This window comes from Microbacterium sp. M4A5_1d, assembly GCF_053345465.1.
Genome location: NZ_JBKFAD010000001.1, coordinates 712309 through 739183, shown reverse-complemented (window position 1 = coordinate 739183; position 26875 = coordinate 712309). Strand labels below are relative to the sequence as shown.

The following is a 26875-nucleotide window of genomic DNA, read 5'->3' as shown; positions in this document are numbered from 1 at the left end:
TCCGGGCGACGGAACGAGATTCCGCCGTGCCGTGCGCGCGGGCGTCCGTGACGCGATAGTTTCAGTGCATGGAGAACGAGACGCCGCAACGAACGCGCGCGACCTACGTTCTCCCCGCGCCCCCGCGGTGGGTGAATGCCGTCCTCGGAGACGGTGACCGCGCGCGGTCGGCGATGCTCAATCAGATCGTGACGACGTCCGTCGTGCTCGTCGTTGCAATTGCGGGCCTCATGGTGGGATTCCGCGGTGACACGGCCCTGTTCTTCCTCGCCGTCACCGCTGTCTTCGTGCTGACCGGCGCATCGATCATCGTCCCGTGGGGGCATCTCCCGCCCCTGTGGCTCGCTCTGATCCCGCTGGGCGACATCGTCGCGATCGGCGTCATGCGCGTCGCCGAGCCGACCGGTGGATTCGGGTTGCTCTGGGTCTTCCCGGTCATCTGGCTCGCGGCGGGTTTCGGCGCCGCCGGCTGGCTCGGGGGCATCCTCCTCGCTCTCGCCGCATACGGCGTGACGGATGCGGTGATCCGGTCGTCGCCGTCATCCTTCGGTTTCCTGCTTCTGCCTCTCCTGCTCATCGCCGTGAGCACGTCGACGTTCCTCAGCAGCCGGCGCGCCAGCGCACAGCGGCTGCTCCTCGACCGTCAAGCGACGGTGCTGACGCAATCTCTCGAGCGAGCGCGCCGACATGAGCAGGTGCTCACCGAGGCTCTCGACCGCGTCGACTTCGGCGTCGCTCGGATCGAGTCGGACGGCTCGGCCTCGATCATCAATGACGCCCACGCGCGCCTGCAGCGCGGGTCGCGCACCAGCGGACAGCCTGACGTGTTCTCGGCCGACGGCTCGACACTGCTGGCTGCTGACGAGCATCCACTGGCGCGCGTCCGGCACGGCGAAGCCTTCACCGACGCGCGAATCCAGGTCGGCCAGGGCGAGGACCGCCGTGTTCTGAGCGTGTCGGCGCGGCGCATCATCGAGCCGGACGGCAGGGACTCCGGCGCGGTCGTCGTGACGCGCGACATCACGGCCGAAACCGACGCGTTGCGTGAGCGCGACGCCCTCGTGTCGTCGGTCTCGCACGAGCTGCGGACCCCTTTGACGTCCATCCTGGGTTACCTCGAACTGGCCATCGACACGCCGGGTGTTCCCGAGGCGGCGCTCGAGAACCTGCGCGTCGCAGATCGGAACGCCGACCAGCTGCTCCGCCTCGTGGGAGACGTGCTGGCGGCGTCGAGTCAGCACAAATCAGCGGCGCAGCTCACCGTCTCACCGGCGGACATCGATCTCGTCGAGATCGTCCACGCTGCCGTGGAGTCGATCCTCGTGAGCGCGGGGGAGCGCGGCATCGTGATCGACGTGTCCCGCGTCGAACCAGCCCGGGCCTATGCGGACCCCGTTCGCATCCGGCAAGTTCTCGACAACCTCCTCTCGAACGCGGTCAAGTACAACCGACCGGGCGGTCGTGTCTCGGTCGCCACCTCGGTCGGCGACCAGTGGGCGCTGATCGCCGTGCAGGACTCCGGGGTCGGGCTGAACGAGGAGGACCTCGGCTCGGTGTTCCAGCGCTACTACCGGGGGGCAGCCGTCCGCGATTCGTCCGTCACCGGCAACGGGCTCGGTCTGGCGATCAGCCGCGATATCGTGCGCAGGCACGGCGGGGACATCACGGTCACCAGCGTTCTGGGCGTCGGTTCGACTTTCTCGGTGACGCTTCCGGTGCGGCGGCCCGGGACGGCGACATCATGATCGATCAGTTCTCCGTTTCGCTCGTGACCGCCGTCGTGGTGCTGGTGTGCGCCGTGCTGTTCATCTTCGATACTCTGCTGCGTCGGCCCGAGCAGAGCGGCCGATTCTGGGCAGTCGGATTCCTCTCCGCCGTGCTGACCACGATGTTCTACGTCGTCTGGGCCAGTGCCCCTGAAACCGCCTGGGCCGTCGTGTGCGGCAACACCGCTGCCGTCGTCGGTACGGGTCTCATGTGGCTCGGATGCCGCGCCTACAACCGGCGGCCGGTGCGCGGAGCCGGTGTCGTCGTCGCGCTCGGCGGCACCGCTGCCGCGGTCGCTGCCGCCGTCGAGTTCGCCCTGGGCGGCGACGACTGGTCCGGGGCCGTGGTGATGTTCGGAGCGCTGAGCGTGCTGGCCACGGCGGCGTCGGTGGAGTGCTTCCGCGGTGCCCTCGGCGCCTCCCGTACCGCGCTCCCGCTGGGCATCGTCTTCGGCGTGCAGGCGCTGTTCTACCTCGTGCGCGTCGTCATCGTCGTGACGCTGGGGTACGGCGAGGTCTTCGATCTGTGGGCGGGTTCGATACCCACGAGCATCCTGACGGTGGTCCTCTCCATCACCGCCGTCGTCAGCGCGTCGGTCCTCCGCGCTGGTCGGGTCGGCGTGCGCGGGTCCGATTCGCCGGAGGGGCGCGATGCCGGTTCGGGTGAGATCGCCACGATAGCGGGCTTCCGCCGGGCGGTCAGCGTGAGCGTCCAGCGGGCCAGCGCGCGGAGGGAGTTGGTGGCGGTCTGGGTCATCGAGCTCGACGGACTCGAGTACATCGCCACCGCGTTCGGTCTCGATGTGGGCGATGAGGTCGTACGGACGTGGCGCAAGACCATGGCGGCGAACGCGCCGACGCTCGCTGTTCTGGGCGAGGTCGGGGCCGAGCGGATCGGAGTCATCACGGTCGTCGGATCCGCGGCGGACGCGCGACGGCAGGCGCTGGCGCTCTACCGCTCCCTGTTCGAGGCGCTCGGCTCGGTCGAGGGCGGCGTGCTTCCGGCCATCGGCATCGGCGTCGCGCTGAGCGATGCCGTCGGCTACGACGCGGATGCCCTGATCGAGGCGGCCGCGGCCGCGGCGACCCGTGCCTCGTCGGGGGTGGCTTCGGCCGTGCTGCTCGCCGAACCGTCCTGACGCTGTCCGCGCCGCTGTCAGCGCTGGTCGAGCCGGTACCCCGTGCCCTGGTCCGAGGCGATCAGGGTCGACGTCGCGGCGGCTGCGAACGTCCCGCGCAGCGCCTCGACGCTGCGCTCGATCGCCCGCACCTCGTCGGGATCGGGAGCGTCTGCGCGTGACCGGGACCGGAGAGCGAGTGCGAGGTCGTGCTTCGTCCGGGTGCGTCCCTGCGCGAGGAGCAGGGCGCGGAGCACGGACGATTCCGTCTGCGCGAGTTCGATCGGAACGCCCGCGAGGCGGAACACATTGTCGGTCACCGATACGTCGCCATAGGAGAGGTTCTGGGCGGCCGGAGTCGGGGTCGCGGCCGGTGCGGCATCCACGACGGGCGCCTCCTCGCGTCGCCGCTGTGACGGAATAGCGGCCAGGCGAGCTTTGAGATCGCGCGGCCGGAACGGCTTGCCGAGGTACTCGTCACCGCCGGCTGCCCTGCCGCGCTCGGCGTCGCCCGGTTCCACGAAGGCGGAGATGAAGATGATGTAGGTGTCGCTGAACTCGCGGACGCGACGCGCGACCTCGAACCCGTCGATGCCGGGAATGTTGACGTCGAGGGTCGTGACGTCGGGGGATACCGATCGGATCAGCTCGACCGCGTCGAGGCCGTTCTCGGTCGCGTGCACCGAGAATCCGCTCGATTCGAGGATCGCCGAGAGCAGGCTGCGGATGTCGGCCTGGTCTTCGACGATGACGGCGGTGCGTTCCACGGTGATCCCACCTTCCGCGGGTTGTGTGGAATCCATCGTATCGACCGGGCGGCCTCGCGCTCGGCCTAGCGCCCGTGGCATCCTCGGGTGTATGCCTCTGATCGCATTGACAGGCGGGATCGCGTCCGGCAAATCCACGATCGCGCGTCGGCTGGCCGAGCACGGGGCCGTTGTCGTCGACGCGGACGCGATCGTGCGGGACGTCCAGCGCCCCGGGTCTCGCGTGCTCGAGGCCATCAGCGCCGAGTTCGGGTTCGGCGTGATCGCGGCTGACGGCGAACTCGACCGCGCCGCGCTGGCGGCCATCGTGTTCGCCGACCCGGAAGCGCGAACCAGGCTGAACGAGATCGTTCACCCGCCGGTTCGTGCGGAGTCGCAGCGACGCTTCGACGAAGCACTCGGCCGAGGGGACGGGACCGTCGTGGTGTACGACGTGCCTCTGCTCATCGAGGCTCGCGTCGACGACCCCTGGGATTCCGTCGTCGTCGCGCACGCGCCCGCATCCGTCCGCCGTGAGCGTCTGCAGCGCCTTCGCGGGATGACGGCGGAGGAGGCCGATCGGCGGATCTCGGCGCAGGTCGACGATGACCAGCGGCTCGCAATCGCCGACGTCGTCATCGACACCGCGGGTGACCTCGAGGCGACGCTGGCGCAGGTCGACGCCCTCTGGGCCGAGCTCACCGCGGCGCCGGCCTCGTAGCACGCGCGCACGCTCTGAGCGAAGGTCGGGCCCGATGTCGGTGGCCCCGCCTACGCTGGAATCATGCAGACCACGCGCTCCGTGAGGCCCTTCGAGGTCATCAGCGAATACGTCCCGAGCGGTGACCAGCCCCAGGCGATCGCCGAGCTCGCAGGCCGGATCAACGCGGGCGAGACCGACGTGGTGCTGCTGGGTGCCACGGGTACGGGCAAGTCGGCGACGACGGCGTGGCTCATCGAGCAGGTGCAGCGTCCGACGCTCGTGATGGCGCACAACAAGACGCTCGCCGCGCAGCTGGCGAACGAGTTCCGCGACCTCATGCCGAACAACGCGGTCGAGTACTTCGTCAGCTACTACGACTACTACCAGCCCGAGGCGTACGTCCCGCAGACCGACACCTTCATCGAGAAGGACTCGTCGATCAACGCCGAGGTCGAGCGGTTGCGCCACTCGACCACGAACTCGCTCCTGAGTCGTCGCGACGTGGTCGTGGTGAGCACGGTCTCGTGCATCTACGGCCTCGGTGCGCCGGAGGAGTATCTCCGCGCCATGGTCGCGCTTCAGGTGGGCGAGCGATACGACCGTGACGCCCTCATCCGCAAGTTCATCGCAATGCAGTACAACCGCAACGACGTGGACTTCTCGCGCGGCAACTTCCGGGTGCGCGGCGACACGATCGAGATCATCCCGGTGTACGAGGAGTACGCCATCCGCATCGAGCTCTTCGGCGACGAGATCGAGGCGCTGTACATGCTCCACCCGCTGACGGGTGACGTCGTCCAGAAGCTGGACAGCGTCCCGGTGTTCCCGGCGTCGCATTACGTGGCGGGCACCGAGACGGTCCAGCGCGCCATCGGAACGATCGAGCACGAGCTCGGTGAGCGTCTGAAGGAGTTCGAGAGCCAGGGAAAGCTGCTGGAGGCGCAGCGTCTGCGGATGCGGACGACGTTCGACCTCGAGATGCTGCAGCAGCTCGGCTTCTGTTCGGGCATCGAGAACTACTCGCGGCACCTCGATGGTCGTTCCCCGGGTGACCCGCCCCACACGCTGCTCGACTTCTTCCCCGACGACTTCCTCCTCGTGATCGATGAGTCGCACGTGACCGTTCCCCAGATCGGAGCGATGTACGAGGGGGATGCCTCCCGCAAGCGCACCCTCGTCGACCACGGGTTCCGTCTGCCGAGCGCCATGGACAACCGGCCGCTCCGCTTCGACGAGTTCAAGGAGCGCGTCGGGCAGACCGTGTACCTCTCCGCGACACCGGGGCGCTACGAGATGGGCATCGCCGACGGCGTGGTCGAACAGATCATCCGGCCTACCGGTCTCGTCGACCCCGAGATCATCATCAAGCCCTCGAAGGGTCAGATCGACGATCTGCTCGAAGAGATCCGGCTACGCGTGGAGCGCGACGAGCGCGTCCTGGTGACGACACTCACCAAGAAGATGGCCGAAGAGCTCACCGACTTCCTCGGCGAGCACGGTGTGCGGGTGCGCTACCTGCACTCCGACGTCGACACGCTCCGACGTGTGGAGCTCCTCACCGAGTTGCGCCAGGGCGCGTACGACGTGCTCGTCGGCATCAACCTGCTCCGCGAGGGACTCGACCTGCCCGAGGTGTCGTTGGTCGCGATCCTCGACGCCGACAAGGAGGGGTTTCTGCGTTCGGGAACCTCACTCATCCAGACGATCGGGCGCGCGGCGCGAAACGTCTCGGGCCAGGTGCACATGTACGCCGACAAGATCACCGACTCGATGGCCGCAGCCATCGAGGAGACCGAGCGTCGCCGTGAGAAGCAGATCGCCTACAACCTCGAGCACGGCATCGATCCGCAGCCGCTGCGGAAGAAGATCGCCGACATCACGGATGCCCTCGCGCGAGAGGCATCCGATACCCGCGACCTGCTGAACGGCAAGGCGACGGCTCGCAACAAGTCGGGCAAGGGCAAGAGCCCGACCCCGCAGCTGCGCCGTGAGGGGATCGCCGCAGAAGGGGCTCAGCAGCTCGAGGCGACGATCGAAGACCTCTCGCAGCAGATGCTCGCCGCGGCAGCGGAACTCAAGTTCGAGCTGGCAGGGCGCCTCCGTGACGAGGTGCAGGACCTCAAGAAGGAGCTGCGTGCGATGGAGCGAGCCGGGCACGCCTGACCGCGAGAGGTGTCAGCGGCGGCGCCGGGTCAACGGGGGCAGTGGAGCAGGGGCTTCGGCCCGGTCCGGTCCACGTCGTGCTCGGTCATCGGGTGGCCGCACAACGGACACGCGCGGCCGGTGCGCTCGGGCTCGGGCTCGCTTTCGTACGGGCCGACGGACGCCGGCCCGGCGGCACGGATGAGCCGCGAGTTCAGATAGGCGTACCAGCCGCCCGCCTCGCGGACGCGCGTGCGAAGGGGTGGGCGGCGGTCGTGCTCGGTCATGATCATCAGTGTACTAACGATTAGGGCGTATAGGATGCGAGGGTGGACTCCGCCGACGACATGTTGAAGCTCGACAACCAGCTCTGCTTCGCGCTGGTCACCGCGGCCCGGAACGTCGTGGCCATCTACCGGCCGATTCTCGAGCCGCTCGGCCTGACCCACCCGCAGTACCTCGTCATGCTCGCCCTCTGGGAATCGTCACCGCAGGCGCTGGGGGAGCTGGCGGCCGACCTTGCGATGGAGCCGGCGACGCTGTCTCCGCTCGTCAAACGTCTCGAGGCCCAGGGGCTGGTCACGCGCGCGCGGCGGCGAGGCGACGAACGCGTGCTCGAGATCGGACTGACCGCTGCGGGCCGAGCGCTGCGCGCGGACGCGGTGCGTGTCCCCGAACAGGTCATGGCGGCGGTCGGAATGACGGTCGACGAGGTGACCGCTCTGCGCGACGGACTCGAGCCGTTCGCCGGGCGGCGGGTCCCTCGGGAGCAGCCGCCTGTAGCGCAAGAGTGAGCCCAGGGCGAACCGCGGAGCCGGTGTCGGAGGCCCGACCTAGACTTGTGCGGTGCCCATCGTCCCCGTCGCTTCCTCATCGAAACTCAGCGTCCGCGGAGCCCGCGTCCACAACCTCAAGGACGTGGATCTCGACATCCCGCGCGACAGTCTCGTCGTCTTCACCGGCCTCTCCGGCTCGGGAAAGTCGAGTCTCGCCTTCGACACGATCTTCGCCGAGGGGCAGCGCCGCTACGTCGAGTCGCTGAGCGCGTACGCGCGACAGTTCCTCGGTCAGGTGGATCGTCCCGACGTCGACTTCATCGAGGGCCTGAGCCCCGCCGTCTCGATCGATCAGAAATCGACGAACCGCAACCCGCGGTCGACGGTCGGCACGATCACCGAGATCCACGACTACATGCGCCTCTTGTGGGCGCGGATCGGCGTGCCGCACTGTCCCGAGTGCGGCGAGCGGATCCAGCGTCAGACCGTCCAGCAGATCGCCGACCAGCTCATGGAGCTGCCCGACCGCACGCGCTATCAGGTGGTCGCGCCGGTCGTGACGCAGAAGAAGGGCGAGTTCGTCGACCTCTTCAAGGAGCTGAGCGCGAAGGGCTACGCCCGGGCGGTCGTCGACGGCGACGTGATCTCGCTGGCCGAGCCGCCGACGCTCAAGAAGAGCTACAAGCACGACATCGCGGTGGTCGTCGACCGCCTCGTCGCCGGCCCCGATCTGCTCGGGCGCGTGACCGACTCGGTCGAGACCGCCCTGGCACTCGCCGGCGGCGTCATCAAGATCAACTTCGTCGACGAAGAGGGCGACGCGGCGTGGCAGAGCTTCAGCGAGAAGCTCGCCTGCCCGAACGGCCACGCGTTGCAGCTCACCGAGATCGAGCCGCGAACCTTCTCGTTCAACGCGCCCTTCGGCGCGTGCCCGACGTGCTCGGGTCTCGGCACGCGGATGTCTGTCGACGCCGAGCTCATGCTGGGCGACGAGGAGCTCTCTATCGCCGAGGGCGTCCTCCTGCCCTGGACAACGCAGGGCAAGGGACTCTTCCAGTACTACGAGCGGCTGCTCGAAGGGCTCGCATCCGACTTGAAGTTCTCGCTCAAGACCCCGTGGCGCAAGCTGCCGGCGGAGGTGCAGGACGCGGTGCTGCGCGGCGAGAACTACAAGGTGACGGTCAAGTGGAAGAACCGTTACGGGCGCGAGATGCGCTACGCATCGGGCTTCGAAGGCGTCATCCCGTACATCGAACGTCAGTATCTCCAGGCCGAGACGGACACGCAGCGTCAGCGCTGGGCGGAGTACCTGCGCGAGGTCCCGTGCCCCGCGTGCGACGGCGACCGGCTCAAGCCGGAGGTGCTCGCGGTCCTCGTCCACGAGCATTCCATTGCCGATGTCGCGCGGCTGAGCCTCGCCGAGGCGCAGACCTACTTCAACCAGCTCCAGCTCACTGAGCGCGAGGCCAAGATCGCGGCAGCGGTGCTACGCGAGATCCGCGCCCGACTCGACTTCCTCATCGAGGTCGGACTGAACTACCTCAGCCTGGGGCGCGCCGCCGGATCGCTCTCGGGTGGCGAGGCACAGCGCATCCGGCTCGCGACACAGATCGGTTCGGGCCTCACCGGGGTCCTCTACGTCCTCGACGAGCCGTCGATCGGACTGCACCAGCGCGACAACCGCCGGCTGATCGACACGCTGGTGAAGCTGAAGAGCCTCGGCAACACGCTCATCGTCGTCGAGCACGACGAAGAGACGATCGCCGCCGCCGACTGGGTGGTCGACATCGGCCCGCGCGCCGGCGTCGAAGGCGGAAACGTCGTCCACTCCGGCCCGTACGACGCTCTGCTGGCCGACGAGAACTCCATGACCGGCGATTACCTGTCGGGACGCCGGTCGCTCGAGACGCCGACGAAGCGTCGCAAGATCGACAAGAAGCGGATGCTGACGGTCGTCGGCGCCCGGGCCAACAACCTCAAGAACGTGACCGCCGAGTTCCCGCTCGGTGTGCTCACCTCGGTGACCGGAGTCAGCGGCTCGGGCAAGTCCACGCTCGTCAACGGCATCCTGTACGAAGTGCTGGCGACCCGCCTGAACGGTGCACGCCGCGTCGCGGGCAAGCACACGCGCGTCACCGGCCTCGACAACCTCGACAAGGTGGTTCACGTCGACCAGGCGCCGATCGGCCGCACCCCGCGATCGAACCCCGCCACCTACACCGGCGTCTTCGACCGCATCCGCACCCTGTTCAGCGAGACGCCCGAGGCGAAGGTCCGCGGATACCTGCCGGGTCGGTTCTCGTTCAACGTCAAGGGTGGTCGCTGCGAGGCGTGCTCCGGCGACGGCACACTGAAGATCGAGATGAACTTCCTGCCCGACGTGTACGTCGACTGCGAGGTGTGCCACGGCAAGCGGTACAACCGCGACACGCTCGCTGTGCACTACAAGGGCAAGAACATCGCCGAGGTCCTCGAGATGCCCATCTCGGAGGCCGCGGAGTTCTTCGAGCCGATCCAGGCGATCCACCGCTACCTGAAGACGCTCGTCGACGTCGGGCTCGGGTACGTCCGGCTCGGTCAGTCCGCCACGACGCTTTCGGGCGGCGAGGCGCAGCGCGTCAAGCTCGCCACGGAGCTGCAGCGCCGCTCGAACGGCCGCAGCATCTACGTGCTCGACGAGCCCACGACGGGCCTGCACTTCGAAGACGTCCGCAAGCTGCTCGAGGTGCTCAACGGTCTCGTCGACAAGGGCAACACCGTGATCACGATCGAGCACAACCTCGACGTGATCAAGGCCTCCGACTGGATCATCGACCTCGGTCCCGAGGGCGGTGCCGGCGGCGGCACGATCGTGGCCACGGGTACGCCCGAGCAGGTCGCGGGCGTCGCCGAGAGCCACACCGGTCAGTTCCTCGCCGAGATCCTGGGGGCCCCGGCGGCGCGCAAGGCGGGCTGACGTGGCGAACGTCCTTCCGTACCGGCCGAAAGCCGGCGAGATCCCCACAGACCCCGGGGTCTACCGCTTCCGCGACGCGGAAGGGCGGGTCCTGTACGTCGGCAAGGCGAAGAACCTCCGGGCCCGGCTGTCGAACTACTTCGCTCCGCTCCACACCCTCCACGAGCGCACTCGCCGCATGGTCACCACCGCGGCCTCGGTCGAATGGACCGTCGTGGCGACCGACGTCGACTCGCTGCAGCTGGAGTACATGTGGATCAAGGAGTTCGATCCGCCCTTCAACGTCCGCTACCGCGACGACAAGTCCTACCCGTTCATGGCCATCACTCTCGCCGATGAGGCGCCGCGGGTGATCGTGACGCGCAACCGGCGGATTCCCGGTGCGAAGTACTTCGGGCCGTATCCCAAGGTCTGGGCGGTGCACGAGACCATCGATCTGATGATCAAGGTCTTCCCGATCCGCACGTGCAGCGACTCGTCGTACAAGAAGGCGATGGCCTCGGGGCGTCCATGCTTCCCCGGTCAGATCGGCCGCTGCGGCGGGCCGTGCTCGATGAAGGTCACGATCGAAGAGCACCGCGCGATGGTCGATGACTTCGTCGCCTTCATGTCAGGCGGTGATCAGCGGTTCGCCCGAGAGCTGACGACGCGCATGCGCGAGTCGGCCGCGGCGATGGACTACGAGTCGGCGGCTGTCTACCGCGACAAGCTGCAGGCGATCGACGCCGTCCTCAACAAGAGCGCCCTCGTGCTCGAGGACGATATGGATGCCGACCTCTTCGGCATCGCCGAGGACGAGCTCGCCGCTGCCGTCCAGCACTTCGTCGTGCGCGGCGGTCGCATTCGCGGTGTGCGGGCGACGACGATCGAGAAGGAGATCGACATCTCCGGGGCCGATCTGGTCGATCAGGTGCTCCAGCGGACGTACGGGGATGCCGCGCCCGGTGACATCCCTCGGCATGTGTTCGTTCCGACGCTGCCCGGCGATGCCGGCGAGCTGGAGCAATGGCTGCAGACCCGCCGCGGCAAGCGCGTCACCGTGCAGGTCGCGCAGCGCGGACGCAAGGCGGATCTGATGAAGACCGCCAACATCAACGCGCAGCAGGCGCTCATGCTTCACAAGACCCGTCGCACGAGCGACTACGTCGCGCGCAGCCAGGCGTTGACCGACCTGCAGGAGGCCCTCGGCCTCGAGGAGGCTCCGCTGCGGATCGAGTGCTACGACGTCTCGCACCTGTCGGGCACCAACGTCGTCGCGTCTCTCGTGGTCTTCGAGGATGGGCTTCCCCGCAAGGACCAGTACCGGATCTTCGGCGTCAACGAGACGACGGACGACACCGACTCGATGTACCAGGTGCTGACGCGCCGCCTCGCCTACCTCGACCGACCCGACGAGGACGATGAGCCGGTTCCCGACGCAACCGCCGACGGCGAGGTCGTGACGGCACGCAAGCGCCCGCGTTTCGCCTATCGTCCGCAGCTGCTCGTCGTCGACGGCGGCAAGCCTCAGGTCGAAGCGGCAGCGCGAGCCCTCGCCGACACCGGACACAGCGAGATCGCTCTCTGCGGCATCGCCAAACGGCTCGAGGAGATCTGGCTGCCGGGGGAGGAGTACCCCGTCATCCTCCCGCGCACGTCCGAGTCGCTGTATCTCCTCCAGCGGCTGCGAGACGAAGCCCATCGATTCGCGATCGTCCACCAGCGCAAGCGGCGAAAGCGCGACATCACCTCGGTCCTCTCCGAGATACCGGGCCTCGGAGCGGCCCGGATCAAGGCTCTGCTCCGGCACTTCGGCTCGGTCTCCAAGCTCAAGCAGGCGACGCCGGAGGAGATCCAGGAGCTGCCGGGCATCGGCCCTCGACTGGCCGAGGCGATCCATCGCCATCTCGCGGACGGATAGGCTGGACGTCGGCGACAGACAGGGGTGGTGACGGTGACCGACGAGGTACCCGCGGGCGAGATTCTCATCGTCACGGGCATGTCCGGTGCCGGCCGCACCACGGCCGCGAACGCCCTGGAAGACCTCGGGTGGTATGTCGTCGACAATCTGCCGCCCCAGATGCTGCGTCCGCTGCTCGAGCTCAGCGAGCTGGCGGGGAATGCGTTGCCGCGAGTCGCGGCGGTCGTCGACGTCCGCGGCGGTGAGCTCTTCGCCGCACTGCCCGAGATCACGCGTGCGCTTCGGCACGGGCGGGCCCTCCGGATCCTGTTCCTGGATGCCGCCGACGAAGTGCTCGTGCGCCGGTTCGAGTCGGTGCGTCGCCCGCACCCTCTCCAGGGCGACGGCACACTCGTCGACGGCATCCGCCGCGAGCGCGAACGCCTCGCCCCGATTCGCGAGAGTGCCGACGTGATCGTCGACACCTCCCGCGACAACATCCATCAGCTGGCGACTTACATCGGTGACCTGTTCGCCGACGACGGTGCGGCTCGCCACACCGTCACCGTCATGAGCTTCGGCTTCAAGTACGGCCTGCCGCCGGACGCCGACCTCGTGGCCGACATGCGATTCCTGCCGAACCCGTTCTGGAACCCCGACCTCAAGGCGCTCACCGGCGAAGACGACGCCGTCCGCGAAGAGGTCCTTTCGCACGACAACGCACGCGAGTTCATCGACGCCTACGCTGCGGCGCTGGCCCCCGTGCTGCGCGGTTACCAGGACGAGAACAAGCGCCATTCCGTGGTCGCCGTCGGATGCACGGGAGGCAAGCACCGCTCCGTCGTCACGGCTCGAGAACTCGCGCAGCGGCTGTCGGGGCTGCCCGGCGTGGCGGTGCGACTCAAGCACCGCGACCTCGGTCGCGAGTAGGCTATCCCTTCGTCCCCCGAACCCCCTCCCGAAGGAGCGCCGTGCCGCTGACCGCTGACGTCAAGACCGAGTTGGCTGCGATGCGCGACCCTCGACCCGCCGCCCGTGTGGCCGAGGTGACCGCGATCCTGCGCTTCGCGGGCGGTCTGCACTCGATCGCGGGCCGAGTGGCCGTCGAGGCCGAGGTCGACTCGGAGATCCTCGCCCGCCGCGTGGCGCGCGAACTCGTCGAGATCTACGGCGTGCGGCCCGAGCTCGCCCGCATCCAGGCGTCCGGCGGCCGCGACGGCGCGACGTTCGCCGTCCGCGTTCGCGAGGGAGGCGAGACCCTCGCACGTCAGACCGGCCTTCTCGACCAGCGGCGCCGCCCGGTGCGCGGCCTTCCCAACAGGCTCACGACCGGATCGCGTCCCGACCTGGCCGCCCTGTGGCGCGGTGCTTTCCTCGCTGCCGGTTCACTGTCCGACCCGGGACGTTCGGCCGCTCTCGAGATCTCCTGCCCCTCTCCCGAGGCCGCCATGGCCCTCGTCGGCGCGGCTCACCGTCTGGGCATCGCGGCCAAGGCGCGCGAGGTCCGCGGCATCCCGCGTGTGGTCGTCCGCGACGGCGAGGCGATTCGGCAGACCCTCGCCGAGATGGGCGCCACCCGCACGGCCGACACGTGGGACCAGATGCGGCAGCGCCGCGAGGTGCGCGCGGGCGTGAACCGCCTCGTGAACTTCGACGACGCGAACCTGCGTCGTTCGGCCCAGGCGGCCGTCGCGGCCTGCGCGCGCGTCGAGCGAGCCCTCGAGATCCTGGGGGACGAGGTGCCCGACCACCTCAAGCAGGCCGGCGATCTCCGTCTGGCACACCGCGACGCGAGCCTCGATGAGCTCGGTCATCACGCCGACCCGCCGCTGACGAAGGACGCTGTCGCAGGCCGCATCCGCCGCCTTCTCGCGATGGCCGACAAGAAGGCCGCCGCTGAAGGACTGCCCGACACCGAGTCGGCGGTCCCCGCGGGACTCTCCGACTGAGCGACCCCGCCCGCGTTACACCGCGTTCCGAGCGGGAAGCAACGGGGTGTGCGACGCGTTGCCCCTCAATAGGATGAGAAACGTCCACGAGGCGTGCGGTCGCGCGCCTTCGACAGCACGAGCCGCGCGCTGCGCGGTGCTGACAGGAGATAGAGAATGACGAAGTACACCCTTCCCGAGCTCCCATACGATTACGCGGCACTCGAGCCGCACATCAGCGGCAAGATCATGGAGCTTCATCACTCCAAGCACCACCAGACGTACGTGAACGGCGCCAACACCGCTCTCGAGCAGCTCGCGGAGGCCCGTGAGACCGGCAACCTCGCGAACGTCAACAAGCTCGAGAAGGACCTCGCGTTCAACCTCGGCGGGCACGTCAACCACTCCATCTTCTGGACGAACCTCTCGCCCGAGGGCGGCGGCGAGCCCGAGGGCGAGCTCCGCGCGGCGATCGACGAGTTCTTCGGCGGATTCGACAAGTTCCAGGCGCACTTCACGGCTGCCGCCACCGGCATCCAGGGCTCCGGCTGGGCCGTGCTCAGCTGGGACCCGATCGGTGCACAGCTGATCATCCAGCAGCTGTTCGACCAGCAGTCGAACACCGCCCAGGGAACCATCCCCATCTTCCAGCTCGACATGTGGGAGCACGCCTTCTACCTCGACTACCTCAACGTCAAGGCGGACTACGTCAAGGCGGCGTGGAACATCGCGAACTGGCAGAACGTCGCCGAGCGCTTTGTGACGGCTCGGGAGAAGACGGCCGGCCTGCTCGCGTAGTAGGGTCATAAACAGGTGAGGATGCCGGGCTCCTCCCGGCAACGGGAGCCGAACCCGGCATCCTCTTCTTTTTCATCAGATCGCGTTTCGGTCAGCCAGCACGGGCTTTTCCGGCGCGACAAGAAACGGGAGACATCGTGTCTGTCAAGATCGGCATCAACGGCTTCGGCCGCATCGGACGCAACTACCTCCGCGCCGCCCTCGCTCAGGGCGCGGACCTCGAGATCGTGGCGGTGAACGACCTCACCGACAACAAGACTCTCGCCCACCTGCTCAAGTACGACTCGATCCTGGGTCGCCTGGACGCCGAGGTCACGTACTCGGAGGACTCGATCACGGTCGGCGGCAAGACCATCAAGGTCTTCGAAGAGCGCGACCCCGCCAACCTCCCCTGGGGCGAGCTGGGCGTCGACATCGTCATCGAGTCGACCGGTCGTTTCACCAACGCCGAGGACGCCAAGAAGCACATCGCGGGCGGCGCTAAGAAGGTTCTCATCTCGGCTCCCGCGAAGGGCGAGGACGGCACGTTCGTCATCGGCGCGAACGAGGACCTGTACGACCCCGAGAACCACAACGTCATCTCGAACGCGTCGTGCACCACGAACTGTCTCGCGCCGCTGGCGAAGGTCCTGAACGACGAGTTCGGCATCGTCAAGGGCCTCATGACGACGGTCCACGCCTACACGGCCGACCAGAACCTGCAGGACGGCCCGCACAGCGACCTCCGCCGTGCCCGCGCCGCCGCCCTCAACATCGTCCCCACCTCGACGGGCGCGGCCAAGGCCATCGGCCTCGTCCTCCCCGAGCTGAAGGGCAAGCTCGACGGCTTCGCTCTTCGCGTGCCCGTTCCCACCGGTTCGGCGACCGACCTCACGGTCGAGCTCGAGCGCGAGGTCACGGTCGAGGAGATCAAGGCTGCGTACAAGGCTGCTGCCGAGGGTCCGCTCAAGGGCATCCTGAAGTACACCGAGGACGAGATCGTCTCGAGCGACATCGTCACCGACGACCACTCCTGCATCTTCGACGCCGGCCTGACCCGCGTCATCGGCAACCAGGTCAAGGTCGTCGGCTGGTACGACAACGAGTGGGGTTACTCCAACCGCCTCGTCGACCTCACCGAGCTCGTCGCCAGCAAGCTCTGACGACCATGGCTCTGCGAACCCTCGATTCGCTGGGCCCGCTCGCAGGAAAGCGCGTCATCGTCCGTGTTGACTTCAACGTCCCCCTGAAGGACGGAGTCATCACGGACGATGGCCGTGTGCGTGCGGCACTGCCCACCATCGACCACCTCATCGGCCAGGGAGCTCGCGTCATCGCGTGCTCGCACCTGGGACGTCCCGACGGTTCCCCCGACCCCAAGTACTCGCTCGAACCCGTCGCACAGCGTCTGTCGGAGCTGCTCGGCAAGCCCGTCGCCTTCGCCGGCGACACGGTGGGCGAGTCGGCGCAGCAGGTCGTCTCGTCGCTCGGCGACGGTGACGTCGCAGTGATCGAGAACCTGCGCTTCAACGCGGGCGAGACGGCGAAGGACGAGACCGAGCGTCGCGCGTTCGCCGAGCAGCTCGCCGCGCTCGGCGATGTGCTCGTGTCCGACGGCTTCGGTGTCGTGCACCGCAAGCAGGCCTCGGTCTACGACCTCGCGGAGATCCTGCCGTCGGCGGCCGGCTTCCTCATCGAGAAGGAGGTCGACGTCCTCGACCGCCTCACCGAGAACCCCGAGCGTCCGTACGCCGTGGTGCTCGGCGGGTCGAAGGTGAGCGACAAGCTGGGTGTCATCGAGCACCTGCTTCCGCGCGCCGACAAGATCCTCGTCGGCGGGGGGATGCTGTTCACCTTCCTCGCCGCGCTCGGACACAAGGTCGGCAAGAGCCTGCTCGAGAGCGACCAGCTCGAGACCGTGAAGGGCTACATCGCCACGGCGAAGGAGCGCGGCGTCGAACTCGTGCTCCCGGTCGACGCGGTCATGGCTTCCGGCTTCGCGGCGGACGCCGACCACGTGGTCGCGGCGGCCGATGCTCTGGAGGATACCCCGTTCGGTGCCGACGGCATGGGCCTCGACATCGGCCCGAAGAGCGCAGAGCTGTTCGCCGACGCGATCCGCAGCTCGCGCACCGTGTTCTGGAACGGCCCGATGGGCGTGTTCGAGATGCCCGCGTTCGCGGCAGGCACGCGAGCCGTGGCTCAGGCGCTCACCGAGGTCGACGGGCTGTCCGTCGTCGGCGGCGGAGATTCGGCGGCCGCGGTGCGGCAGCTCGGGTTCGCCGACTCGTCGTTCGGTCACATCTCGACCGGCGGCGGTGCGTCGCTGGAATTCCTGGAGGGCAAGAAGCTGCCCGGTCTGGAGGTGCTCGGATGGGCATGAACCGTATGCCCCTCATCGCGGGCAACTGGAAGATGAACCTCGACCACCTGCAGGCGGTGGCGTTCGTGCAGAAGCTGCACTGGACGCTGAAGGACGCCAAGCACGAGGATGACTCCGTCGAGGTGGCGGTCTTCCCGCCCTTCACCGATCTGCGTACAGTGCAGACGCTGCTCGACGCCGACAAGATCGCTTTCGCTCTCGGTGCCCAGGATCTTTCCACGAAGGACTCCGGCGCATACACCGGCGAGATCTCGGGAGCGTTCCTCAAGCAGCTCGACTGCCGGTACGTGATCATCGGGCACTCGGAGCGTCGTGAGTACCACGCCGAGACCGATGAGGTCGTCGCGGCCAAGGTCCAGGCGGCCCTCCGTCACGGTCTGTCGCCGGTCATCTGCGTCGGTGAGACGGCGGAGGACCTGGAAAAGCACGGCGCGTCGGCTGTTCCGGTGGCGCAGCTCGAGGCGGCCCTCGCAGGCGTGGCGGCGGATGCCGACATCGTCGTGGCTTACGAGCCGGTGTGGGCCATCGGGTCGGGCCAGGCTGCGACCCCGCAGCAGGCGCAGGACGTGTGCGCGAAGCTCCGTGAGGTCGTCGGCTCCGTGCTCGGCGCCGATGCGGCTGCGCGCACCCGCATCCTCTACGGGGGATCGGTGAAGTCGGCCAACATCGCCGGTTTCATGCGCGAGCCCGATGTCGACGGCGCTCTCGTCGGAGGCGCGAGCCTCGTCGCAGACGAGTTCGCCGCGATCATCCGCTACCAGAAGCACGTCGGCGTGTGACGTCGTGCGGCCCGGCGACCCACCGGTCGCCGGGCCGTACGCGTATCCGTGCGGCTGCTGGATATACTTGACCCTCGTGCGATCGGAACGATCGCCGGAAAGGTGACGACCACCGTGCAGATCCTCGAGTTCGTGCTGCAGGTGCTTCTGGGCATCACCAGCCTGCTCCTGACGTTGCTGATCCTGCTCCACAAGGGGCGCGGCGGCGGCCTGTCCGACATGTTCGGCGGCGGGATGAGTTCCGCCATGGGCTCGTCGGGCCTCGCGGAGCGCAACCTCAACCGCTTCACGATCGTGCTCGCGCTGGCGTGGTTCCTCTCCATCGTCGCCCTCGGCCTCATCACGAAGTTCACGGTGCTCTGATGGCTACCGGAGGAAACGCCATTCGCGGCACCCGCGTCGGTGCGGGCCCCATGGGTGAGCAGGACCACGGACACCACGCTGATCGCGTGGCGATCTCGTACTGGGACGCTCTCGGCAACGAGACGGTGCGCTACTTCGCCGCCGGCATCGCGGACGAAGAGATCCCCGAGACCATCGACTCGCCCCACTCGGGGCTGCCGGCCGGTCGCGACAAGGCTAATCCGCCTGCCGTCGCCAAGACCGAGCCGTACAAGACGCACCTCGCCTACGTGAAGGAGCGCCGTTCCGACGAAGAGGCCGAGCAGCTTCTCGACGAAGCGCTGCAGCAGCTTCGCGAACGCCGCGGACTGAACTGACGCGGCACACGTCGCAACATACGAAGAGAGCGGATGCCACGGCATCCGCTCTCTTCGTATGTGCGCGCGAGTCAGTACTCGTCGTCGATGAGCTCCGGCGGAACCTGCGCGGCGGTCGCTTCATCCGTGAACAGAATGGTGCGACGGGTGCCCTTCGCACCGGCTGCCGGCACGCTGTGGTAGCTGGCACCCGCAAGCGCGAGCCCGAGCGCGGCTGACTTGTCCGGACCGGCGAGCACCATCCATACCCGCTTCGACGCGTTGATCACCGGCCGAGTGAGCGTCACGCGCTCGGCCGGGGGCTTCGGGGAGTCGTGGACGGCTGAGACCGCGCTGTCGGTGATGCGGATCTCGCCGCGGTCCGGGAACAGCGAGGCGATGTGGCCGTCGGGGCCGACGCCCAGGAAGCAGATGTCGAAGACGGGCCAGGCCGCGCCGTCGATGCCCGCCGTAGCGAGCTCGGCGGCGTACGCGCAGGCGGCGGCTTCGGCATCCGGCGCCTCGTCTGACGCAGCGATGGGATGCACGTTCGATGTCGGCAGCTCGATCGCGTCGAGGAAGGCGCGACGTGCGACCGCCTCGTTCCGATCCTCGCTGTCGCGGGCGACGAAGCGCTCGTCGACCCACCAGAAGTGCACGCGCGACCAGTCGACAGTGTCGCGCTCGGGGTGGGACCCGAGCCGCTCGAGCACATCCGTCATGATACCGCCGCCCGCGAGACCGACGTTGACGGTTCTTCCGTCCGTTCCCCACTTCGCCACGCGATCGAGGAAACGTGCCGCGATCGAGCCGGTGAGGGTGTCGACGTCGGGGCTGATGACGACGCGCTTCTCAGCGGTCGGCATCTCAGGCGTCTCCGGCAGGCGAGCGGTGGAGCCGCGCCCAGCCGTCCGTGATGACCCGGCCGTACAGGACGTCGGGCCCGAGGCGGCGGAGCTCTTCCGCGAGGCATTCGCGGAGCGTCCGACGGGGGAGGACGAGATCGTGCGAGGGCTGGCCCGGCTGGGTCAGCGTCGCGTCGACGGTCGTCGTGCGCTCGAGCAGGACGTCACCGCTCGGCCGCTTGAGGCGGACACTGCGGATGCCGTGCTCCCACTCGTCGCGGGGAGCGTACTGCCAGTTCACCGGTACATCGAGCATCAAGCACAGCCAGGCGGCGAGCAGTCCTGTCGACGGCGAGCTGCCGCTGCCGACGACCTCGACCTCGGTCACCGGCTCGTAGGGAGGCTGGTCGAGGACGGCCGCGAGCTGCTCGCGCCAGTGCGTCAGGCGTGTCCACGCGAGATCGGTGTCTCCGGGCGCGTAGCCGTCGCCCAGCGCGGCGAGCCGTCCACTGTCGTAGGGCAGCGTGGCGGCGTCGGTGATCCGCCGCTGCGCGATACGGCCGATGGGGGACTGCGACGGGTCTGCGGGCGGGTGGTCGGGCCACCAGGCCACAACAGGCGCATCGGGCAGCAGGAGGCCGGTGATGAGAGCCTCGTCGTTGCTCGCTGCGCCACCGCTGGCGCGCAGGACCACGACCTCGCTTGCACCGGCGTCGCCACCTACCCGGATCTGCGCGTCGAGCTTCGATTCGCCCTTCGCATCGGTGATCAGCACGATCACGCGCATCGGGTGCTCGCGCGAGGCGTCGTTGGCCGCCTCGATCGCGTCTTCTTCGAGCCCGTGCGACGTCGCGATGACGAGTGTCAGGACGCGTCCGAGGGCGACGGCACCGCCCTCCTCGCGCACGTTGACGAGTTCGCGGGCGATCTTCGACACGGTCGTGTCGGGCAGATCGACGATCATGGACGCCTCCAGACGCGGCCGTCGCGGGCCAGCAGTTCATCTGCGGAAGTGGGGCCCCAGGAGCCGGGCGCGTACTGCTCGAGCGGACCGCCCTGCTTCGCCCAGAACTCCTCGACGGGGTCGAGGATGCGCCACGAGAGCTCGACCTCCTCGTGCCGCGGGAAGAGCGGCGGATCGCCCAGGAGGACATCGAGGATGAGCCGCTCGTATGCCTCGGGGCTGGATTCGGTGAAGGCGTGGCCGTAGCCGAAGTCCATCGTGACGTCGCGGACCTCGGTGGCGGCCCCCGGCACCTTGGAGCCGAATCGGATCGTGACGCCCTCGTCGGGTTGGACGCGAATCACCAGGGCGTTCTGGCCGAGCTCCGTCGTCTGATTGCGCAGGAACAGATGCTGCGGGGCCCGCTTGAACACGACCGCGATCTCGGTCACGCGGCGGCCCAGACGCTTGCCCGTCCGGAGGTAGAACGGCACACCTGCCCAGCGGCGCGTGGCGATGTCGACCTTTATGGCGGCGTAGGTCTCGGTCGTCGACTCGGGATTCATCCCGTCCTCGTCGAGGAAGCCGGTGACCTCTTCGCCGCCCTGCCACCCGCCGGCGTACTGTCCGCGGGCGGTCGCGGTCGAGAGATCGGCCGGCAGCTGGACAGCGGCGAGCACCTTCTCCTTCTCGGCCCGCAGGTGGCCCGCCTCCATCGAGATGGGCTCTTCCATCGCGGTGAGGGCGAGGAGCTGGAGAAGGTGGTTCTGGATGACGTCGCGCGCTGCGCCGATGCCGTCGTAGTATCCCGCACGCCCGCCGACGCCGATGTCTTCGGCCATCGTGATCTGCACGTGGTCGACGTAGTTCGCATTCCAGATCGGCTCGAACAGCTCGTTCGCGAAGCGCAGTGCGAGGATGTTCTGCACCGTCTCCTTCCCGAGGTAGTGGTCGATCCGGAAGATCGAGTCGGCCGGGAAGGCCACCTCGAGCGCCTCGTTGAGTTCGCGGGCCGTCTTCAGATCGCTGCCGAACGGCTTCTCGATGACCACGCGGCGCCAGGTGTCGGCATCCGCGTGCTCGTCGACCAGGCCGGAGTCCTTGAGCTGCTTCGCGACGATCGGGAAGTCCTTCGGCGGGATCGACAGGTAGAACGCGTGGTTCCCCATCGTCCCGCGATCGACATCGAGCTTCTCGACCGTCTCGCGGAGTCGACGGAAAGCATCGGCGTCGCCGAACTCGCCGGAGACGAAGCGGATGCCCTGGAGGAGCTGCTTCCAGGTCTCCTCGCGGAACGGCGTGCGCGCGTACTGTTTCACCGCCGAGTGCACGACGTCCGCGAAGTCCTGGTCCTCCCAGTCGCGTCGGGCGAAGCCGACCAGGGCGAACCCGGGGGGCAGCAACCCGCGGTTGGCGAGGTCGTAGACGGCGGGCATGAGCTTCTTGCGCGACAGGTCGCCGGTGACGCCGAAGATCACGAGAGCGCTGGGCCCTGCGATGCGGTTCAAGCGGCGGTCGTCGGGATCGCGCAGAGGGTTGTGGGCGCGCGAGATCTCCACGGTCATGGGAGGGGTCTTCCTACTGGGCGGCTTCGAAAAGGGTGAGGACCTCGGTCGCGGGGTCCGTCAGGGTGAGCGTCACGACGGGGCGGCCGCGCTCGGCGAGGACCGCGGCGTCGCCGGAGGCCTGCGCTTCGATCAGACGGCCGAACGTGAAGGGACGACCCGGAATCTCGAGGTCGACGTCCGTGCGCTCGGTGATCTGGACGAACACGCCGTTCGCGGGGCCGCCCTTGTGGTACTGACCGGTCGAGTGCAGGAACCGCGGTCCCCACCCGAACGTGGTGGGGCGGCCGGAGTCGGCGGCGATCAGTTCGCGCACGCCGGCCAGCTGCGGCACGGCGGTGCGATCGACATAGGCCTGGACTGCGACGTATCCGTCGGCCGGGACGACCCGCCACAGATTCGCGAGGACCCCCGCGAGCGTGCGATCCGCCGCGAGGGCGGGATCGGACACCCGCACTTCGACGCCGTCCTCGACGAACAGCGGCGCGGTCGACGCGGGCTGCGCATCGAGCAGGCCACGCGCGGCGGTCTTCGCCGCCTCGACGTCGGGCTGGTCGAAGGGGTTGATCCCGAGCAGGCGACCGGCAATCGCTGTGGCGTACTCCCACACCAGGAACTGAGCGCCCAGGGAACCGCTGACGAGCACCTCGCCGGGGTGCTGCTCGAGGATCTGGAAGTGGACCGCGTCGCCGACGAGTCGCACGACCTGCAGGTCATCGGGAAGGAGGTCGAGCTCGGGGGAGAGCGGGGTGGCGACGACGGGCAGGATGCCGGTGCCGGCCTTCCCGGTCGATTCGGCGACCAGCTGCTCGATCCAATCGGGGAGTCCCACGATGTGGGTCCCGTCGCTGATGAGGGCCAGCTTGTCGCGGCGCGGTTCGCCGCCCGAGATCGCCGCGGCGAGCACGAGAGCGGGGTTGCGCGGGTCGTCCACGGCCACTTCGAGCAGGGTCGCGTCGGCTTCGTCGAGCAGCTGCCCGATGTCGGCCCCCGCCAATCCCGCCGGCACGAGGCCGAAGGCCGTGAGCGCCGAATAGCGCCCTCCGACCGTCGGGTCGGCGGTGAACACCCGGTGTCCCGCTTCGCGCGCCTCGTGCTCGAGCGGAGAGCCCGGGTCGGTGACGACGACGATGCGATCGGCCGGATCGATACCGAGATCGCTCCACGCCGCAGCGAAGGCGCGACGCGCCGAATCGGTCTCGACCGTCGAACCCGACTTCGAGGAGACGACGAGGACGGTCTCGGCGAGACCGCCTGTCTCCGGGTCGCCGTCGATGGCCGCCAGGACCTGCCCGGGGGCGGTGGAGTCGAGGATCGTCAGCGGCACACCGTGCGTGCGGGCGATGACCTCGGGAGCGAGCGACGAGCCACCCATCCCGGCCAGCACGACGCGCGTGATACCCCGGCCGAGGAGCTCGGAGCGCAGCGCCTCGATCTCGGCGACGAGCGGACGCGACACGGTGACGGCCTGCACCCAGCCGAGTCGGTGGGACGCCTCGGCGGCGGCATCAGGACCCCACAGGTCGGCGTCACCGGCGGTGATGCCGCTCGCCACTAGATCGGTCACGAGTCGGGGCACGGTCTTCTCGACGACGTCGGAGACGTGCCCCGAGACGTGGATCTCGAAGCTCAACGGGCGCTCTCCAGAGCCGCCGTCACCGTGCCCTGCAGGTCGTGCCACGACGCGATGAACTTGTCGACGCCCTCGTCCTCCAGCAACTGGGTGACGTCTTCGAGGTCGATTCCCACCTCGGCGAGGTCGGCGAAGACTTTGTGCGCGGCCTCGTAGGCTCCGGTGACGGTGTCGCCGGAGATCACACCGTGGTCGAAGGTCGCCTCGAGGGTCTTCTCGGGCATCGTGTTGACGGTGCCGGGGGCGACGAGCTCGGTGACGTAGAGGGTGTCCGGCAGCGCGGGGTCCTTGACACCGGTCGAGGCCCACAGCGGACGCTGCAGGTTCGCGCCGGCGGCGACGAGGTCCTGGGCGCGCTGCTCGGCGAACTTCTTCTCGAAGAGCTCGTAAGCCAGGCGCGCGTTGGCGACACCGGCGAGCGACTTCAGCTCGTTCGCGGCATCCGATCCGATCGCCGTGAGGCGCTTGTCGACCTCGGTGTCCACACGCGAGACGAAGAACGACGCGACCGAGTGGATGCCACCGAGGTCGATGCCCGCCTCGCGGGCGCGTTCCAGGCCGGCGAGGTAGGCGTCGATGACCTCGCTGTAGCGCTCGAGCGAGAAGATCAGCGTGACGTTGACGCTGATGCCGGCTGCGATGACCTCGGTGATCGCGGGCAGGCCGGCCTTGGTCGCGGGGATCTTGATCAGGACGTTCGGGCGGTCGACCGCGGCAGCGAGCTTCTTGGCCTCGGCGATGGTGGCGTCGGTGTCGTGCGCGAGGTCGGGGGAGACCTCGATCGACACGCGACCGTCGACGCCGCCCGTCTGGTCGAAGATCGGGCGGAAGATGTCGGACGCGTTGCGCACGTCCGTCGTCGTCAGCTCGAAGATCGTGTCGTCGGTGGAGGCTCCGGCCTTGGCCTGCGCCTCGATGGCCTCCTCGTATCCGACGCCCGCGCTGATGGCGGCCTGGAAGATCGAGGGGTTCGTCGTCACGCCGACGACGTTGCGGGTGTCGATGAGCTCCTGCAGGTTGCCGGTCGTGATGCGCTGACGCGACAGGTCGTCGAGCCAGATGCTGACGCCGGCGTCGGAGAGGTCCTGGGTGGGCGTGCTCATGCGTTGTTCTCCTCAACGGTTGCGCGGGCGGCCGCGACGACGGCCTCGGTGGTGATTCCGAACTTCTCGAACAGGGTCTGGTAGTCGGCCGAAGCGCCGAAGTGGTCGATGCCGACCGAGCGTCCGGTGTCGCCGACGATGGAGCGCCACAGCGGGGTGGCACCGGCCTCGACGGAGACGCGCGCACGGACGGCTGCGGGCAGCACCGACTCGCGGTACGCCTCGTCCTGCTCGGCGAACCATTCGAGCGCGGGGGCCGAGACGACGCGGGCCTGGATGCCGTCCGCGGCGAGAGCCTCGCGGGCTTCGACAGCCAGCTGCACCTCGGAACCGGTGGCGATGATGATGACGTCCGGCTGGCCGCCCTCGGCATCGATGAGCACGTACGCGCCCTTCGCCACGCCGTCCGTGGTTGCGAAGCCGTCCTCACCGCGCGGGAACACCGGGATGTTCTGTCGCGTCAGGGCGATGCCCGCGGGGCCGGCCTGGCGGCGCAGCAGCTCGTGCCACGCGGCCGCCGTCTCGTTGGCGTCGGCCGGACGGACGACCGTGAAGTTGGGGATGAGTCGCAGCGACGAGATCTGCTCGATCGGCTGGTGCGTCGGGCCGTCCTCGCCGAGGGCGATGGAGTCGTGCGTCCACACGTAGATCGACGGGATGTTCATCAGGGCGGCCAGGCGCACCGCGGGGCGCATGTAGTCGCTGAAGATGAGGAAGGTGCCGCCGAAGGCGCGCGTCTTGCCGTGCAGGACGATGCCGTTGACGATCGCGCCCATCGCGTGCTCGCGGATGCCGAAGTGCAGGACGCGGCCGTACGGGTCGCCCGACCACTCGTGCGTGGACCACTCGGTGGGGATGAAGCTCTTGCCCGACTTGATCGTCGTCAGGTTCGACTCGGCGAGGTCGGCGGATCCGCCCCAGAGCTCGGGGAGCTGGTCGGCGAGCGCGTTGATGACCTGACCGCTCGCGGCGCGGGTCGACACGGCCTTGCCCGCCTCGAACGCCGGGACCGAGACGTCGGCCGGCAGCTCGCCGGACTCGAGGCGATCGAGCAGCGCCTTGCGCTCGGGGTTGGCCTCGGCCCAGGCGTCGAACGACTTCTGCCATTCGGCGCGCTCGGCTGCGGCGCGCTCGGCGAGGGAACGGGTGTGGCTGATGACGTCGTCGGCGACCTCGAAGCTCTTCTCGGGGTCGAACCCGAGCACCTTCTTCGTGGCGGCGAGCTCGTCGGCGCCGAGCGCGGAGCCGTGGATCTTGCCGGTGTTCTGCTTGCCGGGAGCCGGCCAGCCGATGATCGTCTTGAGGACGATGAGGGAGGGCTTGTCGGTCTCGCCCTTCGCCGCCTCGATCGCGGAGTAGAGGGCGGCGACGTCTTCGACGTATTCGCCCGTGCTCTTCCAGTCGACCGTCTGCACGTGCCAGCCGTAGGCCTCGTAGCGCGCTGCGACATCCTCGGTGAAGGCGACGTTCGTGTCGTCCTCGATCGAGATCTGGTTCGCGTCGTAGATCGCGATCAGGTTGCCGAGCTGCTGGTGTCCGGCGAGCGATCCGGCCTCGGCCGTGATGCCCTCCTGGATGTCGCCGTCGCTCGCGATCACGTAGATGAAGTGGTCGAACGGCGAGGTGCCGGCCGGCGCCTCGGGGTCGAACAGACCGCGCTCGTAGCGAGCCGCGTAGGCGAAGCCGACGGAGGTGGCGAGGCCCTGGCCGAGCGGGCCGGTCGTGATCTCGACGCCCTTGGTGTGGCCGTACTCGGGGTGTCCCGGGGTCAGTGAGCCCCAGGTGCGCAACGCCTTCAGATCATCGAGCTCGAGACCGAAGCCGCCGAGGTAGAGCTGCACGTACTGCGTGAGGGAGGAGTGACCCGCCGACAGGATGAAGCGGTCGCGCCCGAGCCAGTCGGTGTCCGTGGGGTCGTGCCGCAGCACGCGCTGATACAGGAGGTAGGCGGCGGGGGCGAGGCTCATGGCCGTACCCGGGTGGCCGTTGCCCACCTTCTCCACCGCATCCGCGGCCAGGACGCGGGCGGTGTCCACCGCGCGCCGATCGATCTCGTCCCAACGAAGTTCCGACACTCGGTCGCCTTTCTCGAGAGGCAGCGCCTGCGCATGCCGCTCCGCAGTCAGGAAGGGAGG

Annotated in this window: 23 protein-coding genes; 15 read left to right on the top strand and 8 right to left on the bottom strand. The window is 68.5% G+C overall.

Going from position 1 to position 26875, the window contains the following annotated elements:
• Positions 1–68 precede the first annotated feature (68 nt).
• Both ACLBWJ_RS03560 and ACLBWJ_RS03555 read left to right on the top strand, forming a co-directional pair.
• Entirely contained in the window at positions 69–1745 is a 1677-nt protein-coding gene (locus tag ACLBWJ_RS03560) for a sensor histidine kinase (protein WP_447659735.1), read from the top strand.
• Complete coding sequence (locus ACLBWJ_RS03555) at positions 1742–2905, top strand: diguanylate cyclase domain-containing protein (RefSeq protein WP_404568089.1); 1164 nt, start codon at positions 1742–1744, stop codon at positions 2903–2905. The genes ACLBWJ_RS03560 and ACLBWJ_RS03555 overlap by 4 nt, the downstream gene beginning before the upstream one ends.
• Before the next feature lie 17 nt (positions 2906–2922).
• On the opposite strand, the gene ACLBWJ_RS03550 is transcribed toward ACLBWJ_RS03555, so the two are convergent.
• Entirely contained in the window at positions 2923–3651 is a 729-nt protein-coding gene (locus tag ACLBWJ_RS03550; protein WP_447659734.1) for a response regulator transcription factor, read from the bottom strand.
• 91 nt (positions 3652–3742) lie between these two features.
• Here ACLBWJ_RS03550 and coaE point away from each other — a divergent pair, with 91 nt between their 5' ends.
• Both coaE and uvrB read left to right on the top strand, forming a co-directional pair.
• Entirely contained in the window at positions 3743–4351 is a 609-nt protein-coding gene (gene coaE / locus ACLBWJ_RS03545) for a dephospho-CoA kinase (protein WP_354450849.1), read from the top strand.
• 63 nt (positions 4352–4414) lie between these two features.
• Complete coding sequence (uvrB, locus tag ACLBWJ_RS03540; protein WP_112614014.1) at positions 4415–6496, top strand: excinuclease ABC subunit UvrB; 2082 nt, start codon at positions 4415–4417, stop codon at positions 6494–6496.
• 29 nt (positions 6497–6525) lie between these two features.
• Here uvrB and ACLBWJ_RS03535 read toward each other — a convergent pair whose 3' ends face one another.
• Positions 6526–6762, bottom strand: a complete 237-nt coding sequence (locus ACLBWJ_RS03535; protein WP_447659733.1) for a hypothetical protein — start codon at positions 6760–6762, stop codon at positions 6526–6528.
• A gap of 60 nt (positions 6763–6822) precedes the next feature.
• Between ACLBWJ_RS03535 and ACLBWJ_RS03530 the strand changes: the two genes are divergently transcribed.
• The 11 genes from ACLBWJ_RS03530 (at position 6823) to ACLBWJ_RS03480 (ending at position 18672) form a co-directional block, all read left to right on the top strand.
• Positions 6823–7269 (top strand): MarR family winged helix-turn-helix transcriptional regulator, encoded by a 447-nt coding sequence (locus ACLBWJ_RS03530; protein ID WP_205289228.1) that lies wholly within the window; start codon positions 6823–6825, stop codon positions 7267–7269.
• A gap of 52 nt (positions 7270–7321) precedes the next feature.
• Complete coding sequence (uvrA, locus tag ACLBWJ_RS03525) at positions 7322–10207, top strand: excinuclease ABC subunit UvrA (RefSeq protein ID WP_354450845.1); 2886 nt, start codon at positions 7322–7324, stop codon at positions 10205–10207.
• A gap of 1 nt (position 10208) precedes the next feature.
• A complete protein-coding gene (uvrC, locus tag ACLBWJ_RS03520) occupies positions 10209–12107 on the top strand; it encodes an excinuclease ABC subunit UvrC (protein WP_447659732.1) in 1899 nt (632 codons plus the stop codon).
• A gap of 33 nt (positions 12108–12140) precedes the next feature.
• Positions 12141–13016, top strand: a complete 876-nt coding sequence (gene rapZ, locus ACLBWJ_RS03515; protein ID WP_274178020.1) for an RNase adapter RapZ — start codon at positions 12141–12143, stop codon at positions 13014–13016.
• 41 nt (positions 13017–13057) lie between these two features.
• Entirely contained in the window at positions 13058–14035 is a 978-nt protein-coding gene (whiA, locus tag ACLBWJ_RS03510) for a DNA-binding protein WhiA (RefSeq protein WP_023951475.1), read from the top strand.
• Between the two features lie 156 nt (positions 14036–14191).
• Positions 14192–14812, top strand: coding sequence for a superoxide dismutase (locus tag ACLBWJ_RS03505; RefSeq protein ID WP_023951473.1), 621 nt, complete (start codon positions 14192–14194; stop codon positions 14810–14812).
• Positions 14813–14949: 137 nt separating this feature from the next.
• Complete coding sequence (gene gap / locus ACLBWJ_RS03500; protein ID WP_094261864.1) at positions 14950–15954, top strand: type I glyceraldehyde-3-phosphate dehydrogenase; 1005 nt, start codon at positions 14950–14952, stop codon at positions 15952–15954.
• Positions 15955–15959: 5 nt separating this feature from the next.
• A complete protein-coding gene (locus tag ACLBWJ_RS03495) occupies positions 15960–17174 on the top strand; it encodes a phosphoglycerate kinase (RefSeq protein ID WP_112614024.1) in 1215 nt (404 codons plus the stop codon).
• On the top strand, positions 17165–17953 hold the full coding sequence (tpiA, locus tag ACLBWJ_RS03490; RefSeq protein WP_114587882.1) for a triose-phosphate isomerase: 789 nt from the start codon (positions 17165–17167) through the stop codon (positions 17951–17953). Before ACLBWJ_RS03495 ends, tpiA begins: the two co-directional genes overlap by 10 nt.
• Positions 17954–18067: 114 nt before the next feature.
• Positions 18068–18316: a preprotein translocase subunit SecG gene (gene secG, locus ACLBWJ_RS03485; RefSeq protein ID WP_036304945.1), complete on the top strand. Its 249-nt coding sequence runs from the start codon at positions 18068–18070 to the stop codon at positions 18314–18316.
• Positions 18316–18672 (top strand): RNA polymerase-binding protein RbpA, encoded by a 357-nt coding sequence (locus ACLBWJ_RS03480; protein WP_112614028.1) that lies wholly within the window; start codon positions 18316–18318, stop codon positions 18670–18672. The genes secG and ACLBWJ_RS03480 overlap by 1 nt, the downstream gene beginning before the upstream one ends.
• Positions 18673–18743: 71 nt before the next feature.
• Here ACLBWJ_RS03480 and pgl read toward each other — a convergent pair whose 3' ends face one another.
• From pgl to tkt, 6 genes are read right to left on the bottom strand one after another with little or no spacing between them, the layout of a single operon-like run.
• Positions 18744–19517, bottom strand: a complete 774-nt coding sequence (pgl, locus tag ACLBWJ_RS03475) for a 6-phosphogluconolactonase (protein WP_274177655.1) — start codon at positions 19515–19517, stop codon at positions 18744–18746.
• Position 19518: 1 nt separating this feature from the next.
• Positions 19519–20460: a glucose-6-phosphate dehydrogenase assembly protein OpcA gene (locus ACLBWJ_RS03470; RefSeq protein ID WP_112614032.1), complete on the bottom strand. Its 942-nt coding sequence runs from the start codon at positions 20458–20460 to the stop codon at positions 19519–19521.
• Positions 20457–22004: a glucose-6-phosphate dehydrogenase gene (gene zwf / locus ACLBWJ_RS03465; protein WP_447659731.1), complete on the bottom strand. Its 1548-nt coding sequence runs from the start codon at positions 22002–22004 to the stop codon at positions 20457–20459. The genes ACLBWJ_RS03470 and zwf overlap by 4 nt, the downstream gene beginning before the upstream one ends.
• Before the next feature lie 13 nt (positions 22005–22017).
• The gene (locus ACLBWJ_RS03460) at positions 22018–23637 is read right to left on the bottom strand and encodes a glucose-6-phosphate isomerase (RefSeq protein WP_274178021.1); all 1620 of its coding nucleotides are present in this window, start codon (positions 23635–23637) and stop codon (positions 22018–22020) included.
• Positions 23634–24740, bottom strand: coding sequence for a transaldolase (gene tal / locus ACLBWJ_RS03455; protein WP_274177656.1), 1107 nt, complete (start codon positions 24738–24740; stop codon positions 23634–23636). Before tal ends, ACLBWJ_RS03460 begins: the two co-directional genes overlap by 4 nt.
• Complete coding sequence (gene tkt / locus ACLBWJ_RS03450; protein WP_112614040.1) at positions 24737–26815, bottom strand: transketolase; 2079 nt, start codon at positions 26813–26815, stop codon at positions 24737–24739. The genes tal and tkt overlap by 4 nt, the downstream gene beginning before the upstream one ends.
• Positions 26816–26875 lie beyond the last annotated feature (60 nt).

Bases quoted from the DNA above. Each gene is read 5' to 3' on its own strand.
- ACLBWJ_RS03560 (WP_447659735.1), top strand. From the start codon at position 69: ATGGAGAACGAGACGCCGCAACGAACGCGCGCGACCTACGTTCTCCCC.
- ACLBWJ_RS03555 (WP_404568089.1), top strand. From the start codon at position 1,742: ATGATCGATCAGTTCTCCGTTTCGCTCGTGACCGCCGTCGTGGTGCTG.
- coaE (WP_354450849.1), top strand. From the start codon at position 3,743: ATGCCTCTGATCGCATTGACAGGCGGGATCGCGTCCGGCAAATCCACG.
- uvrB (WP_112614014.1), top strand. From the start codon at position 4,415: ATGCAGACCACGCGCTCCGTGAGGCCCTTCGAGGTCATCAGCGAATAC.
- ACLBWJ_RS03535 (WP_447659733.1), bottom strand. From the start codon at position 6,762: ATGACCGAGCACGACCGCCGCCCACCCCTTCGCACGCGCGTCCGCGAG.
- ACLBWJ_RS03530 (WP_205289228.1), top strand. From the start codon at position 6,823: ATGTTGAAGCTCGACAACCAGCTCTGCTTCGCGCTGGTCACCGCGGCC.
- ACLBWJ_RS03505 (WP_023951473.1), top strand. From the start codon at position 14,192: ATGACGAAGTACACCCTTCCCGAGCTCCCATACGATTACGCGGCACTC.
- ACLBWJ_RS03495 (WP_112614024.1), top strand. From the start codon at position 15,960: ATGGCTCTGCGAACCCTCGATTCGCTGGGCCCGCTCGCAGGAAAGCGC.
- tpiA (WP_114587882.1), top strand. From the start codon at position 17,165: ATGGGCATGAACCGTATGCCCCTCATCGCGGGCAACTGGAAGATGAAC.
- ACLBWJ_RS03480 (WP_112614028.1), top strand. From the start codon at position 18,316: ATGGCTACCGGAGGAAACGCCATTCGCGGCACCCGCGTCGGTGCGGGC.
- pgl (WP_274177655.1), bottom strand. From the start codon at position 19,517: ATGCCGACCGCTGAGAAGCGCGTCGTCATCAGCCCCGACGTCGACACC.
- ACLBWJ_RS03470 (WP_112614032.1), bottom strand. From the start codon at position 20,460: ATGATCGTCGATCTGCCCGACACGACCGTGTCGAAGATCGCCCGCGAA.
- zwf (WP_447659731.1), bottom strand. From the start codon at position 22,004: ATGACCGTGGAGATCTCGCGCGCCCACAACCCTCTGCGCGATCCCGAC.
- tal (WP_274177656.1), bottom strand. From the start codon at position 24,740: ATGAGCACGCCCACCCAGGACCTCTCCGACGCCGGCGTCAGCATCTGG.